This is a genomic window from Trinickia sp. Y13 (genome assembly GCF_029522115.1).
Taxonomy (GTDB): domain Bacteria; phylum Pseudomonadota; class Gammaproteobacteria; order Burkholderiales; family Burkholderiaceae; genus Trinickia.
This window is the reverse complement of record NZ_JAKWFK010000002.1, coordinates 31,584-44,481: the sequence shown is the minus strand read 5'-3', so window position 1 is coordinate 44,481 and position 12,898 is coordinate 31,584. Positions and strand designations below refer to the sequence as shown.

Genomic DNA, 12,898 nt, shown 5'->3' with positions numbered 1-12,898 from the left:
TCCTAATTGAGCATTGCTCGAGGTCACCGCGGTGAAGCCGGGGCTCGTTTGCGTTTGCAGTCGCTACAGAGCCCGCTCAATTCGACGACTTGCTTGTGCACTTCGAAGCCGTGCGCGGGCGGTGACGACGAGAGCCGTTCAGCGAGCTCTTCGCCGGGGATTTCGAGCGTGTCGCCGCAGCGTTCGCAGATGAGGAATTGGCTCTGATGCGGCTTGCCGATCTCGCAGCAGGCGACGAAGGCGTTGCGCGATTCGATGCGGTGCACGAAACCGTGTTCGACGAGAAAGTCGAGCGCGCGGTAGACGGTCGTGGGCGGCACACGGCCGCGCTCCGGCTCGAGCGCGGCGAGCAGATCGTAAGCGCCGATGGGCTTGCCGGCCTCGGCGACGAGCGCATAGACCTGACGCCGCAATTGCGTGAGCGTCAAGCCGTGCTCGGCGGCGTAGGCGTCGGCAAGGGCAAGGCGCTCGCTCAAGGAGAGGGTATCGGCCGACATAGAATCGTTCCGGGGGTCATGTATCGATGACATGATATAACATATCAATCGATGATGCGCTCCGATGTGCGCGATGCCGTTTGCAAGGACGCGAGCCGGCCTGCATGCGCCGCGGGCGCTGCGTAGTTTGGCCGGTGTAATCCACCGTGGCATCGGGTGCGGCCCGTGCGCTGCGTGCGCGGCGCTCGCGCGATGCCCTATCCGCGGCGAACTCGCAAATGTTGGCATAGATGCGGCCACCCGAGCCGCCGATGGTGGAGCGCCTAAGCGCGACAGGCTATCGTTGCTCGATGTAGCCGCGTGAGCGGCGGTGGGCGCCGGGCTTGCACGACGCAGACTTGTCCAATCGCTACCATGGGTTTTTGCTGCTTGCCGCCGACCAAGAGAGACGCGCGTCCCGCCCCGAGTCGTCAGGCGCGACCGGGCTCGGTGCGGGCGGCAACGATCGAGTCCGGCCGCCGGCGCATGGAGCTCGCCGCCAGGCGTCTTCCCCCTCCCGGGCTCCGTGCGGAGCCGTTTGGGGACCGGCCCGTCCTTGCCCTCTTGCACCATGCGGCGCTGCTCGCTACCGCTGCGGATTATGTGGCCGGTATCGGTCTGTCGTGCGAAACCACGCGTGAAATCGCAGTAATCGAGAGAACCCCGCGGGTTCAACGAGAAATAGACCGCCTGACCCGTCTCATCGCGTCGAGCAAAGATCTCGCGCGCTTTATCAAGACCCCGCATGCGAAATGCTACGAAGCATCCCGCGTGGCGTGCGACGTCTTATTCAGGGCTGGTTATGTCACGCAGTTGCGCGTACTGGGCATGTGGGACGGCATCGGCGACGACATGCGCAATCACATGGTCGTGCTGGCGAGGATGGACGGGGTGGTGTTCTTCGTCGATATCACCGCGCATCAGTTTCCCGAGGTGGGCGTCGAAGGGCCGCTCGTCGATATCGAACCGAACGCAATGGCGAGATTCATCGCAGGCAGCGCGGCGCTGATCAAGTATTGCGACTTTTCCTATCACGGGCCGGCGCTTGCCTTTGCTTCCTTTTCCCTGCTCTCGGTCGCCCAACAACCGCTTGCCGCTGCGACCGTGGTGAAGCCGTTCCCAGATTGGTATGCGCGCAGCCTTGCCAAGCTTGGCCCGACCTGACGCGGCCTCCGGCTTGTCGCGCCCCGGCCGATACAGGAGCGCGGCGCCGAACCTACAACATGGTCCGTACGTGCCAAAGCTCGGGAAACAGCACGACGTCGAGCATCTTGCGAAGATAAGGCGCTCCGCTCGTGCCGCCCGTGCCCTGCTTGTAGCCGATGATTCGTTCGACGGTCGTGACATGGCGGAATCGCCATTGCCGGAACGCATCTTCGAGATCGACCAGCTCTTCGGCCATCTCGTACAGTTCCCAATGCTCGGCCGGGTTGCGATACACCTGCAGCCATGCCGCTTCGACGGAGGCATCGTGGACGGTCGGCTCGGTCCAATCGCGCTCGAGGCGCTCCGGCGCGATCGAAAACCCGCGCCGCGCGAGCAGGCGAACGACTTCGTCGTAGAACGAGGGCGCTTCGAGCGCGGCCTTTACCTCAGCGAGCACGTCGGGCCGATGCGCATGCGGCCCCAGCATCAGCGCGTTTTTGTTGCCGAGCACGAACTCGATCTGCCGGTACTGATACGACTGGAAGCCCGACGACGAACCGAGATAAGGGCGCATCGCCGTATATTCCGACGGCGTCATCGTCGCAAGGACGTTCCACGCCTGCACGAGCTGCTCCATGATGCGCGAGACGCGCGCCAGCATCTTGAACGCCGGCGGCAGCTCGTCGCGCTGCACGCAACCGAGCGCCGCGCGCAATTCGTAAAGCGCGAGCTTCATCCAAAGCTCGCTGGTTTGATGCTGAATGATGAACAGCATCTCGTTGTGGTCTGGGGAACGCGGGTGCTGCGCGTGCAGAATCGAGCCGAGCGAGAGGTAGTCGCCGTAACTCATCGATTTCGAGAAATCGAGCTGCGCGTCGTGCCAGCCTGCGTCGCCTTGCGGCACATGCGGCGCAGCCTTCGGAATGTCACCTTCGGCTTGATCGGCGCCGGTGCCCCCGTGGCCGAACGGACAGCCGCCTATGTTGCGCGGCGCACTTTCCTGCGTATCTGGCAGGTCGGATAAGCGCATATGTTCAGTCATTTCCGGCTCCTTTCCATTCAGGTGACCGAGTGCCGGGCGGCGAATTCGGGCGCGCGCCACGCATTGGTTTCCAGCACGTCGCGCAGCGTCTCGACGGCATCCCACACGTCGACGAAGCGCGTATAGAGCGGCGTAAAACCGAACCGCAATACGCGCGGTTCGCGGTAGTCGCCGATCACGCCGCGGGCGATCAAGGCCTGCATGACTTCGTAACCGTGCGGATGCTCGAAGCTGACATGCGAGCCGCGCTGCGCGTGCGCGCGCGGCGTGACGAGCGTCAGCGGCTGCCCGGCGCAACGGGTGTGCACGAGTTCGATGAACGCATCGGTGAGCGCCAACGACTTTCGCCGGATCGCTTGCATATCGGTGGCGAGAAACACGTCCAGCCCCGCTTCGACGAGCGACATCGAGACGATCGGCTGGGTGCCGCACAGAAAGCGGCCGATGCCTTGGCCCGGCGCATAAACCGGATCCATTTCGAACGGGGCGCGATGTCCCCACCAGCCCGACAGGGGTTGCGCCAACGCGTCCTGATGGCGTTTGGCGACCCACGCGAAAGCGGGCGAGCCGGGGCCGCCGTTCAGGTACTTGTAGGTGCAGCCGACGGCGAAATCGGCATGCACGCCATTCAGATCGACGGGCACCGCGCCGGCCGAATGGGCGAGATCCCACAGCGCGAGCGCGCCCGCGCGCTGAATGACCTGGGTGAGCGCGGCCATGTCGTGCATGTGGCCGGTTCGGTAGTTGACGTGCGTGATCATCGCGACGGCCGTGTCCTCGTCGATAGCGTCGGGCAACTCGGCGGGATCGTCGACGAGCCGCAACGTATAGCCCCGATCTAACTGCTCGATGAGTCCTTGGGCGATGTACAGGTCGGTCGGAAAGTTGGCCCGTTCCGAGACGATCACGCGCCTGCCGGAATCGCGCTCGCTAGCCATCTTGAGCGCGGCGGACAGCAACTTGAATAAATTGACCGAGATCGTGTCGGTGACGACTAGCTCGTCGGGTGCGGCGCCGACGAGCGGTGCGAGCTTATCGCCGAGACGGCGCGGCAACGCGAACCAGCCCGCGGCGTTCCAACTGCGAATGAGCCCTTCGGTCCACTCGTGCGCGATGACCTCTTGCGCCCGGGCGGCGGCGGCAATGGGCGGCACCCCGAGGGAGTTGCCGTCGAGATAAATGACGTCGGGGGTCAGCGCGAAGCGGTCGCGCAACCGTGCAAGGGGATCGTCGCCGTCGAGCGCGATCGCATCGTTACGAGTCTTCATGATGTCATCGAAGGGTTGAAGGCAATGAAAGGTCGGCGCGCGTGTGGAGAAAAGCCGAAGCGACCGGTGCGAACTCGGCGGCGAATGCGCCGCGGTTATCGCCTGAGCACGGCCCGCACAGGGCTCGCGTCGAGCGCGGTGAACTTGAGCGGCAATGCGATCAACTCGTAATCGCCGGGGTCGACATCATCGAGCACGAGTCCTTCCAAGATCGACATCCGTTGAGCGCGCACGCGCCCATGAGCGTCCATGGTCTTGGACTCCTGCGGGTCGAGCGAGGGCGTGTCGATGCCGATCAGCGTGACGCCGCGCTGCGCAAGAAAATCGATGGTCTCGGGAGCCACGGCGCAAAAAGTGCTGTCCCAGCGCGCGACGGGGGCGCGCGCGTAAGTGCGCAACAACACGCGCGGGGGCAGGGCGTCGGCATACGGGGCGACGTGCTCGCGCAAGACGAGCGGCGCGGCGCCGATGCAATGGATGACGCGGCACGGGCCCAAGTAGGGAGCGAGGGGCACGGCTCCGATTGCGGCGCCGTGCGCATCGTAGTGCAGCGGCGCATCGGCGTGCGCGCCCGTGTGAGGCGAGCAAGTGAGCCGCGCGACATTGACGGGCGAGCCGGCTTCCATGCGCCATACGCGCTCGACGCCCACCGGCGTGTCGCCGGGCCAGACCGGCGTATCCGCGCCGATCGGCGGGGAGATGTCCCAAATTGTCTCCTGCATGTCTCCTCACTCGTGCGCAAGCGTTGCGTCGATGATAGGCAACTTCGCGCGCAAAGTGCTTGCGAAATTCTCGCCACCAACGGGGCGGACTAGAACATAATTCGAGATAAACCTAAAAAGGGGGCCAAAAATGAACGCGATCTCGCTAGACGCCACGGATTGCCGCATCCTGAGCGTCCTGCAAAACGAAGGTCGGATCAGCAATCTGGATCTGGCAGACCGTATTTCTTTGTCGCCGTCGGCGTGTTTGCGCAGGCTGCGGTTATTGGAAGAGCAAGGCGTGATCGAGCGCTACCGGGCCTGCCTGAACCGCGAGGCGCTGGGTTTCGAGCTCGAAGCTTTCGTTCAGGTTTCAATGCGCAACGATCAGGAAAATTGGCATGAACGGTTCGCCGACGCCGTGCGCGCCTGGCCGGAAGTCGTCGGGGCGTTCGTCATCACCGGGGAAAGCCATTACCTGCTGCACGTGCTTGCGCACAATCTCAAGCATTACTCGGACTTCGTGCTGAACAAGCTGTACAAGGCGCCCGGCGTCATGGACATCCGCTCCAATATCGTGCTCCAGACATTGAAAGAGGACTCGGGCGTCCCGGTCGTGGCCGAAGGCGCGCCGCGCTAGCGCGGACGCGCCAGACGTAAGAAGAATCGAAAATGGCGCTCGGGCGAGGGTAATTCGGTCCTAGATGGCGGCTCGAATGCGCTTGTCGGCTAGCGTCGCCGTAGGTTGTGCGCTCTTTGCGACCTTTGCATGGAGGCACGAATGAAGTGGAAAGAAGCGGCCATCGTTCTTCTGGATCCCGCCGATCGGGTCATCAGAGATGCGGCGTATGTCTGGCGCGAGCGCTATAGCATTCCCACCGAGCGAAGCTTCTCGTTTCGATATCCGCCTGGGCGCTCGCTGGCCGGGCAACCTCCGTTGGGGTTCAAGCCGCTCGAACCGGGATCGTTGTCGTTCAGCAGCCTTGGAACGAAGCTGATCGTCGTCAGCCACGGGCTGCCCGACGGATTGGCGCTGCAGCGCACGATCCTCGGCAGCGGACAAGTCGCGAAATTGCTCGCGGTATGCGGCCTGAAGGAAGTCGGCCTGCTTGCGTTCAAAGGGTGCCTGATCGGCAAGGGTACGTTCCTCGACCGGCTCGTCGCTCATCTGTCGAGCCGGGACATCGGGGTGGGCTGGTTGATCGGCTACAAGGACGTGTCGCGCACGCAAACGCTGATTCTCGAAACGCCCGCGAGCGGGCCGCGCACATACGGTTACGAAGCCATCGGCACGATGGACCTGCTGATGCGCAACGCCACGGAGAAGCTACCCGACGCCGAGCGGGTCAAGATCGTCAAAGGCAACCGCTTCGTCGTGCCGCCGGGCGGCGCGAGCCGGCGCTACGGCGCCCAAGCGACGTGGGTGTGATCGTGGGGTCAGATGGCATGGGTGGATCGATCCGCGCCGCGCGGATCGCCCGCCGGGTGCGCTGCGGCGCTAGAAGCTGGCTGGGGATCTAAAGCGGCTTGACCGCGTGAAACGCCCCGCCATGAAAAATGAGCGGGGCGATTTCGTCGGCGTTCGGATGTACGCCGCAGCGTTCGACTTCGCCCACGAAGATCACGTGGTCGCCTTCCTCGTAGCGGCTGCGGTTATGGCACTCGAACCACGCCAGCGCGCCGTCGAGCACGGGCATGCCCGTGTCGCTGGCCGCGTGCGAGACGCCGGCGAAGCGGTCGCCCTTCACCGTCGCGAAGCGTTTGCACAGATCGAGCTGCTCGGCCGCCAGCACGTTCACCACGTAATGGCTGTTCATCTGGAAGACGGGCATCGAGGCCGACTTCGTCGCGAGACTCCACAGCACGAGCGGCGGGTTCAGCGACACCGAGTTGAAGGAGCTGGCCGTGATGCCGATCAGTTGCCCCGAAGGCGCGCGCGTCGTGATGACCGTTACGCCTGTGGCGAACTGACCGAGCGCGTGGCGAAAGGCGGCGACGTCGAAATTCGGAGGGCTGGCGCGTTTCATGGGGCCACGGCTCCGGCTTGCGAGGCGGCCGCAGAAGGCAGCCCATACGGGAGCGCGGGCGAAAAGAAGAAGTCCAAAATTGAAATTTCGTTGCTTAAGTCGGCGAGTAAGCTGAGATTTTAATGGAATCGGGTCATCTTGCCGCACCGCGCATCGCGGCGTCGTCCTCGAGCGCCGATCGCCGTCGCAGGTTGTCTCAAAACGCACTAAGCTTGTCTCTCTGAGCGCAGCGTATGGGCGCTGCCGCACTGCACCGTGTCGTGCTTGAGATAGGAGAGCGAAAGCCATGAGTCAGACGAGCGAAACCGCCACGTTGGGCGGCGGATGCTTCTGGTGCCTAGAGGCCGTCTACGCCGATGTCGAGGGCGTCAGGAGCGTCGAATCGGGCTACGCGGGCGGCGCGCTCGCGCATCCGACGTACGAGCAGGTGTGCGACGGCGGGACGGGGCATGCCGAGGTGGTCAAAGTCGAGTTCGATCCTGCGCAGATCAGCTACCACGAGATTTTGAAGATTTTTTTTGCGATCCACGATCCGACTCAACTGAACCGCCAGGGCAACGACGTGGGCGAGCAGTACCGTTCGGTCGTCTTTACGCATGACGACCGCCAGCGCGACATCGCGCTCGAGGCGATTCGCGAGCTCGAACGCGACCATGTCTACGATGCGCCGATCGTCACGCAGATCGAACCGCTCGACGGCAATTACTGGCCCGCCGAGTCCTATCATCAGCGTTATTTCGCGCAGCATCCCGAGCAAGGCTATTGCACGTTCGTCGTCGCCCCGAAGGTGGCCAAGTTCCGCGCGAAGTTTGCGAGCTGGATGCGCCCTGGCGCGTGAACCGCGCCGGCCGCGCCGTGCCACGCGGCCCGCTCGCGCTTATGCCGCCGCTGCGCCCTCGCTCGGCTGCGCCTCTTCGCGCAACCGAGCGCAAGCGGCTGCGATCTCGCGTGCGAGCGCGACGCAACTCAGGGGCGCCGAGCCTTCCGCTTTGTTGTTCGTGACGATCAACACGGGCTGGCCCGCGATGGCATACCGGGCGGCGAGGTCCGCGAGCGCGGCGCGAGTGGCCGGGTCTTCGTCGACGAGCTTGTCGAACGGTTCGTACTTGGCCTTCGCTTGCTCATACTTGAAGCCGCCATGCAGGCTCCAGCGCACGATGAGCGGCCCGCGCGGCGCGTCGCCGTCGAGCAGCGCAAGCGCGGCCGCTTGGCGCAACGGCTCGGGCATGCGAGCATGCAGCCCCACGCAATAGCGCACGCCGCGTTCGCGCAGCATGCGGATCAAGCGCGGCGTGAGCAAGCACGCATCGCGGATTTCCAGCGCGTAGCAGGGATCGAATGCATGGGCGGGGTTCGCGCTGAACGAGGGCAATGGCGGCAGTGCATCGAAGAACGCGCCGAGTCTGTCGACGAACGCGGCGGGGTCGGCCAGGATGCGCTCGGGAAGTGGCGGGAATTGGAACACGAGCGCACCCGCCTTCGCACCGAGCCCTTCCAGGCAGGGCGTCACGAATTCACGGCTGGCGAGCTGCGCGTCGAGGAAGCAGGGATTGTCGGCGATCGGCACGCCGCGTTCCGCGCGCAACGTGGCATCGGTTACCGAGGCAGGCGCTTTGACGATGAAGCGAAAGCCGTCGGGAACCTGTTGCGCATAGCGCAGGTAATCGGCCACTGAAAGCGGCGCGTAAAACGAGCGGTCGATGCTGACCGTGCGCAGCAGCGGATGTGCGCCGTAGGCGCCGAGACCGTCGCGCGCGAGCTTGGCGTCGCTGTAGGCTTGCCCGTAGACGATGCCTTCCCAGCCTGGGAAAGACCACGACGAAGTGCCCAGATGCACCTGCCGCGGCAGCGCCTGTGCCGCCTCCAGTACTTCGGGGGAAGGTGTCGCGGGCAGCACGGCTTTAGCGCGCCGCGGGCGCTGGCCGGGCGCCTCGTCGCCGGCGGCGGGATGCCGGCCGCTCGTGGGCGGATGGGGCGCGCGAGGTGGCGCCGGCTGAGGCGGGCCGGCGTCGGATTCGCCGAATAAATCGAATTGCGGGTCGTCGTTCTCTTCTGCCATCGAATGCCGGGCCCGCCCATGGGCCCAATTCCACGCTATGCGCCAAGCGGCCGATCGTACATGTAGCGGCGCGACCAAGGCAACGTTTGGGCGCTGCGGCCGGCTTTGCGGCAGACGATTTGGAACAGCGAGACGTCGTCGTGTTCGAATGCATAGGCGCAGCCCGCAAGGTACACGCGCCAAATGCGGAACTTCTCGTCGTCGACGAGCCCTTTCAGCGTTTCGCTCTTGGCCTCGAAGTTCTCGGTCCAGATTTCGAGCGTGCGCGCGTAATGGCGCCGCAAGCTTTCGGCGTCGACCGGCTCGAGACCGCCGCGCTGCATCGCTTCGAGCGCGAGGCTGATATGCGGCAGCTCGCCGTCCGGGAACACGTAGCGATCGATGAAATCGCCGCCGCCGAGCGCCGTTTCACCGCTGTCGTAATCGGTCGACGTAATGCCGTGGTTCATCGCGATGCCGTCGTCGGTGAGCAACTCGCGAATCTTGCCGAAGTAGATCGGCAGATTCTTACGGCCGACGTGTTCGAACATGCCGACGCTCGTGATGCGGTCGAATTGGCCTTCGATGTCGCGATAGTCCTGCAAACGGATTTCGATCCGATCGGCGAGACCCGCCGCTTTCACGCGTTCGGTGGCCAAATCGAATTGATTCTGCGACAGCGTCACGCCTACGCAACGCGCGCCGAACTTGCTCGCCGCGCGCAACACGAGGGCGCCCCAGCCGCAGCCGATGTCGAGCAGGCTGTGGCCCGGTTGAACTTGGATCTTGGTGAGGATGTGATCGATCTTCTTGATCTGCGCGGTGGCCAAATCTTCGTCGCCGTTCTCGAAGTAGGCGCACGAATAGACCATGTTCTCGTCGAGCCAAAGCTGATAGAACTCGTTCGAGACGTCGTAGTGATACTGGATCGCTTTCTTGTCGGACGCTTTCGTGTGATTGAAATAGCGCCGCACGCGGGCTAATTTGCTCGCGCTCGTTACGGTGCTTTTGGCGAGCGAATAACCGACCGTGATGATGTCCGAGAGCTTGCCCTCGATGTCGATCTTGCCTTTCACGTAGGCTTCGCCGAGATTGTCGAGACTGGGCTCGAGCAAAAGCGGCAATGCCGAAGCGCTATTGACCTTGAGCGTGACTTGCGGCGCGGCGAAACTGCCGAAGTCGAGTTGCTGCCCATTCCATAAGACGAGACGCGCCGGCAGATTCGTTTTATCGCGTACGTCGTCCACCCACTGTGCTAGCTTTTTCTCCCAGAACATGCCTTTTCTCCGTATTCGTCGTTGAAAATGCAAAGCAGAGCAAAGCAGCCGTCCGCAGCTCGCGCGCGAACGCGGGCGGCGATTTCAATTCGTTGCAGCGACGCGCGAGCGGCGCGCCCTAGCGCACCACGCTCGCGGCCGGAGAGCCCGGGGGCTTCGTGCGGCGCACCGCGCTCGCCGCTAGGGCGCAAGGCGCGAGATGCGCCAGTCGCCGGCGCTCTCGCGCGTGTAAAGGATCCGGTCGTGCAGCCGCGATGGCCGTCCTTGCCAAAATTCGATGGTCTCCGGCACGAGCCGGTAGCCGCCCCAGTGCGGTGGGCGCGGCGGATTATCCCCGAAGCGCTCGGCGAACGATTTTTCGCGCGCTTCGAGCAATGCCCGGCTTTCGATCGGACGGCTTTGCTCCGACGCCCATGCGCCGATGCGCGAGCCAAGCGGGCGCGATTGGAAGTACGCGTCGCTTTCTTCGGCGCCGGTCTTGACCACGGTGCCTTCGACCCGCACTTGGCGTTCGAGCTCGATCCAATAGAACAGCAGGCTCGCGTGCGGGTTGACCGCCAAATCGGCGCCTTTACGGCTTTCGTAATTCGTGTAGAAGACAAAGCCGCGTTCGTCCACGCCCTTGATAAGCAGGATTCGCGCCGAGGGATAGCCGCGCCCGTCCACGGTGGCGAGCGTCATCGTATTGGGTTCGGGCAGCCGGGCATCGAGCGCTTGCTTGAACCAAGTCTCGAATTGGCGGATCGGATCGGCGTCGACGCTCGTTTCATCGAGCGAGCCGCGGGCATAGTCTTTACGGAGATCGGAGAGGGTAGTCATATTCTTATGTGACCGCTTCAGTCGGGGGTCAGTATAGCCAACCCGGAAAAAACGTGCCGCGTGTCGGCCAGCCGCAGCGAGAGGATCGTCCCCGAGTTCGTTGGCGCCGCGCCCGGGCGGCCGCGAGCGGCTCGGCGCGGGCCGATGAGGCACAATACGAGCTTCGTTCGCATCATTGTCACGCATCATGTCCAGCCTTCGCGCCACTGTGCTCAATCCGGATCTTACTCCCGCACCGGCGCTTGTCGACGCGCCCGAAACCGCAGATCGCGAGCGACGCTTCGGCGGGGTCGCGCGGCTTTATGGCCCGAGCGCGCTCGCCGCGTTCGAACGCTCGCATGTCGCCGTCATCGGCATCGGCGGGGTGGGCTCTTGGGCTGTCGAAGCGCTCGCGCGCAGCGCCGTGGGCAAGCTGACGTTGATCGACCTCGACAACGTGGCCGAAAGCAACACGAACCGCCAGGTCCACGCGCTCGACGGCAATTACGGGAAGCCGAAAGTCGATGCCATGGCCGAGCGCATCGCGCTCATCGACCGGCAGTGCCAGGTCGTGCGGGTCGAGGATTTCGTCGAGCCGGAAAACTTCGACGCATTGCTTGGCGGCGGCTTCGATTATGTCGTCGATGCGATCGACAGCGTGCGCACCAAAACGGCGCTGATCGCTTGGTGCGTCGCGCACGAGCAACCGCTCGTCACCGTCGGCGGGGCCGGCGGCCAATTCGACCCGACGCGCATTCGGATCGACGACCTCGCGTTGACGATTCAAGACCCGCTGCTCTCGAAGGTGCGCGCGCAGTTGCGCAAGCAGCATGGCTTTCCGCGCGGGCCCAAGGCGAAGTTCAAGGTCAGCGCGGTGTATTCGGACGAGCCGCTCGTCTACCCCGAGGCGGCCGTTTGCGATATGGACGACGTCGCCCAGCACGTGACGACGTCGCCCGGGCACGCCGGGCCTGTCGGCCTGAACTGCGCGGGGTTCGGCTCGAGCGTGTGCGTGACCGCGAGCTTTGGATTCGCCGCCGCGGCCCACGTGCTGCGCGCGTTGGCCAAGGCGGCGAACGCCGCCGGATGACGCGCGGCCGCTAGCGGTTTCGCTCGGTGCGGCCGGCTAGCGGGGCGTGGGGGCGGCGGGAGGCACGAGGCAGCCATGGCCGCCGCTGCGTCAATGCAGCGCAGCGCTGAGCTTGCGGCGCCACGCCGAGACGAGTGCGTGGTCGTGCGCCGCCAAGTCGAACACCGACAGCATGGTCTTGCGGCCGACGTCGTCCCTGAACGAGCGATCGCGCCTGACGATTTCGAGCAGGTGGCCGAGCGCCGGTTCGTACGCGCGTCGCGCAATCAGCGCGTTGGCCAGGTCGAAACGCGCGTCGAGGTTGGCCGGATCGGCCGCCACGGCGGCTTCGAGCGCATCCGTCGACGGCAGCTCCGCCACCGCATCGAGTGCGTCGAGCCGCGTCTTGAGCGCGTTGTAGCGCACGTCGATGCCCTGCGTCGTCTTCGGCGAAAGCAGCCCCGCTTCGCGGCGTGCGTCGTCGCTCCGATCTTCGTCGAGCAACAGCTCGATCAGATCGAGCCGCGCCTCGTCGAAGCCCGGATCGAGCGCGAGCGCCGCTAGCAAGTGGTCGCGCGCCAGCGCGCCTTGGCCTTCTTGCAGGGCCTGGAGGGCAGCGCGCCGCTCGAGCTGCGCCGGATTCGGCACGAGGCGCTCGATGAAGGCGCGCAATTGGCTTTCGGGCAGCACCCCGGTGAACTGATCGACCGGCCGTCCGCTCGCAAACGCGACCACGTGCGGAATGCTGCGCACCTGAAAGTGCGCGGCGAGTTGCGGGTTCTCGTCGACGTTGACTTTAACGAGGCGCCAGCGGCCGGCGTAGTCATGCTCGAGTTTCTCCAGCAACGGGCCGAGCGACTTGCACGGGCCGCACCACGGCGCCCAGAAATCGACGAGGACGGGAACGAGCGCGGAAGCCTCGATCACGTCGTTTTCGAAAGTGGCTAGGGTGGTGTTCATGATCTCCCTCGTTAGGCGTTGATCAATGGCGCAGATAGGGGCTCACGCGCGCCATTTCAACGGTCGAGCGGTTCAGATAGTGGGAGGCCGCAGCGG

The 12,898-nt window shown here is 64.6% G+C and carries 14 protein-coding genes; 5 read left to right on the top strand and 9 right to left on the bottom strand.

Going from position 1 to position 12,898, the window contains the following annotated elements; all coding sequences use genetic code 11:
* Window positions 1-23: 23 nt before the first annotated feature.
* Window positions 24-497, bottom strand: a complete 474-nt coding sequence (locus tag MMB74_RS03285) for a Fur family transcriptional regulator (RefSeq protein ID WP_277427182.1) — start codon at window positions 495-497, stop codon at window positions 24-26.
* Window positions 498-851: 354 nt separating this feature from the next.
* On the opposite strand from MMB74_RS03285, the gene MMB74_RS03280 reads away from it, so the two are divergent.
* A complete protein-coding gene (locus MMB74_RS03280; protein WP_346780665.1) occupies window positions 852-1,640 on the top strand; it encodes a hypothetical protein in 789 nt (262 codons plus the stop codon).
* Between the two features lie 52 nt (window positions 1,641-1,692).
* On the opposite strand, the gene kynA is transcribed toward MMB74_RS03280, so the two are convergent.
* From kynA to kynB, 3 genes are all read right to left on the bottom strand, one after another.
* A complete protein-coding gene (gene kynA / locus MMB74_RS03275; protein ID WP_277427180.1) occupies window positions 1,693-2,664 on the bottom strand; it encodes a tryptophan 2,3-dioxygenase in 972 nt (323 codons plus the stop codon).
* Window positions 2,665-2,681: 17 nt separating this feature from the next.
* A complete protein-coding gene (gene kynU / locus MMB74_RS03270; RefSeq protein WP_277427179.1) occupies window positions 2,682-3,932 on the bottom strand; it encodes a kynureninase in 1,251 nt (416 codons plus the stop codon).
* Window positions 3,933-4,027: 95 nt separating this feature from the next.
* Window positions 4,028-4,654, bottom strand: coding sequence for an arylformamidase (gene kynB / locus MMB74_RS03265; protein WP_277427178.1), 627 nt, complete (start codon window positions 4,652-4,654; stop codon window positions 4,028-4,030).
* A gap of 130 nt (window positions 4,655-4,784) precedes the next feature.
* Here kynB and MMB74_RS03260 point away from each other — a divergent pair, with 130 nt between their 5' ends.
* Complete coding sequence (locus tag MMB74_RS03260; protein ID WP_277427177.1) at window positions 4,785-5,273, top strand: Lrp/AsnC family transcriptional regulator; 489 nt, start codon at window positions 4,785-4,787, stop codon at window positions 5,271-5,273.
* 141 nt (window positions 5,274-5,414) lie between these two features.
* Window positions 5,415-6,062 (top strand): hypothetical protein, encoded by a 648-nt coding sequence (locus MMB74_RS03255; protein WP_277427176.1) that lies wholly within the window; start codon window positions 5,415-5,417, stop codon window positions 6,060-6,062.
* A gap of 88 nt (window positions 6,063-6,150) precedes the next feature.
* Here the strand turns inward: MMB74_RS03255 and MMB74_RS03250 are convergent, their stop codons facing one another.
* A complete protein-coding gene (locus MMB74_RS03250; protein ID WP_277427175.1) occupies window positions 6,151-6,660 on the bottom strand; it encodes a flavin reductase family protein in 510 nt (169 codons plus the stop codon).
* Window positions 6,661-6,946: 286 nt separating this feature from the next.
* Here MMB74_RS03250 and msrA point away from each other — a divergent pair, with 286 nt between their 5' ends.
* Complete coding sequence (gene msrA / locus MMB74_RS03245) at window positions 6,947-7,498, top strand: peptide-methionine (S)-S-oxide reductase MsrA (RefSeq protein WP_277427174.1); 552 nt, start codon at window positions 6,947-6,949, stop codon at window positions 7,496-7,498.
* 39 nt (window positions 7,499-7,537) lie between these two features.
* Here the strand turns inward: msrA and MMB74_RS03240 are convergent, their stop codons facing one another.
* The 3 genes from MMB74_RS03240 to pdxH all read right to left on the bottom strand — a co-directional run bounded on the left by MMB74_RS03240 (window position 7,538) and on the right by pdxH (window position 10,794).
* Window positions 7,538-8,719, bottom strand: a complete 1,182-nt coding sequence (locus MMB74_RS03240) for a DUF72 domain-containing protein (protein WP_277427173.1) — start codon at window positions 8,717-8,719, stop codon at window positions 7,538-7,540.
* A gap of 35 nt (window positions 8,720-8,754) precedes the next feature.
* Window positions 8,755-9,975: a cyclopropane-fatty-acyl-phospholipid synthase family protein gene (locus tag MMB74_RS03235; RefSeq protein ID WP_277427172.1), complete on the bottom strand. Its 1,221-nt coding sequence runs from the start codon at window positions 9,973-9,975 to the stop codon at window positions 8,755-8,757.
* A gap of 180 nt (window positions 9,976-10,155) precedes the next feature.
* Window positions 10,156-10,794 (bottom strand): pyridoxamine 5'-phosphate oxidase, encoded by a 639-nt coding sequence (gene pdxH, locus MMB74_RS03230; protein WP_277427171.1) that lies wholly within the window; start codon window positions 10,792-10,794, stop codon window positions 10,156-10,158.
* Window positions 10,795-10,981: 187 nt separating this feature from the next.
* On the opposite strand from pdxH, the gene MMB74_RS03225 reads away from it, so the two are divergent.
* The gene (locus MMB74_RS03225; protein WP_277427170.1) at window positions 10,982-11,863 is read left to right on the top strand and encodes a tRNA threonylcarbamoyladenosine dehydratase; all 882 of its coding nucleotides are present in this window, start codon (window positions 10,982-10,984) and stop codon (window positions 11,861-11,863) included.
* A 90-nt stretch (window positions 11,864-11,953) separates the two neighbouring features.
* On the opposite strand, the gene trxA is transcribed toward MMB74_RS03225, so the two are convergent.
* The gene (gene trxA / locus MMB74_RS03220) at window positions 11,954-12,802 is read right to left on the bottom strand and encodes a thioredoxin (protein ID WP_277427169.1); all 849 of its coding nucleotides are present in this window, start codon (window positions 12,800-12,802) and stop codon (window positions 11,954-11,956) included.
* Between the last annotated feature and the right edge of the window lie 96 nt (window positions 12,803-12,898).

What these genes read in the sequence shown, in the direction of transcription:
- MMB74_RS03250 (WP_277427175.1), bottom strand. Translation starts at nt 6,660, where the DNA reads ATGAAACGCGCCAGCCCTCCGAATTTCGACGTCGCCGCCTTTCGCCAC.
- msrA (WP_277427174.1), top strand. Translation starts at nt 6,947, where the DNA reads ATGAGTCAGACGAGCGAAACCGCCACGTTGGGCGGCGGATGCTTCTGG.
- MMB74_RS03260 (WP_277427177.1), top strand. Translation starts at nt 4,785, where the DNA reads ATGAACGCGATCTCGCTAGACGCCACGGATTGCCGCATCCTGAGCGTC.
- kynB (WP_277427178.1), bottom strand. Translation starts at nt 4,654, where the DNA reads ATGCAGGAGACAATTTGGGACATCTCCCCGCCGATCGGCGCGGATACG.
- MMB74_RS03280 (WP_346780665.1), top strand. Translation starts at nt 852, where the DNA reads ATGGGTTTTTGCTGCTTGCCGCCGACCAAGAGAGACGCGCGTCCCGCC.
- kynA (WP_277427180.1), bottom strand. Translation starts at nt 2,664, where the DNA reads ATGACTGAACATATGCGCTTATCCGACCTGCCAGATACGCAGGAAAGT.
- kynU (WP_277427179.1), bottom strand. Translation starts at nt 3,932, where the DNA reads ATGAAGACTCGTAACGATGCGATCGCGCTCGACGGCGACGATCCCCTT.
- trxA (WP_277427169.1), bottom strand. Translation starts at nt 12,802, where the DNA reads ATGAACACCACCCTAGCCACTTTCGAAAACGACGTGATCGAGGCTTCC.
- MMB74_RS03285 (WP_277427182.1), bottom strand. Translation starts at nt 497, where the DNA reads ATGTCGGCCGATACCCTCTCCTTGAGCGAGCGCCTTGCCCTTGCCGAC.
- MMB74_RS03225 (WP_277427170.1), top strand. Translation starts at nt 10,982, where the DNA reads ATGTCCAGCCTTCGCGCCACTGTGCTCAATCCGGATCTTACTCCCGCA.
- MMB74_RS03255 (WP_277427176.1), top strand. Translation starts at nt 5,415, where the DNA reads ATGAAGTGGAAAGAAGCGGCCATCGTTCTTCTGGATCCCGCCGATCGG.
- MMB74_RS03240 (WP_277427173.1), bottom strand. Translation starts at nt 8,719, where the DNA reads ATGGCAGAAGAGAACGACGACCCGCAATTCGATTTATTCGGCGAATCC.
- pdxH (WP_277427171.1), bottom strand. Translation starts at nt 10,794, where the DNA reads ATGACTACCCTCTCCGATCTCCGTAAAGACTATGCCCGCGGCTCGCTC.
- MMB74_RS03235 (WP_277427172.1), bottom strand. Translation starts at nt 9,975, where the DNA reads ATGTTCTGGGAGAAAAAGCTAGCACAGTGGGTGGACGACGTACGCGAT.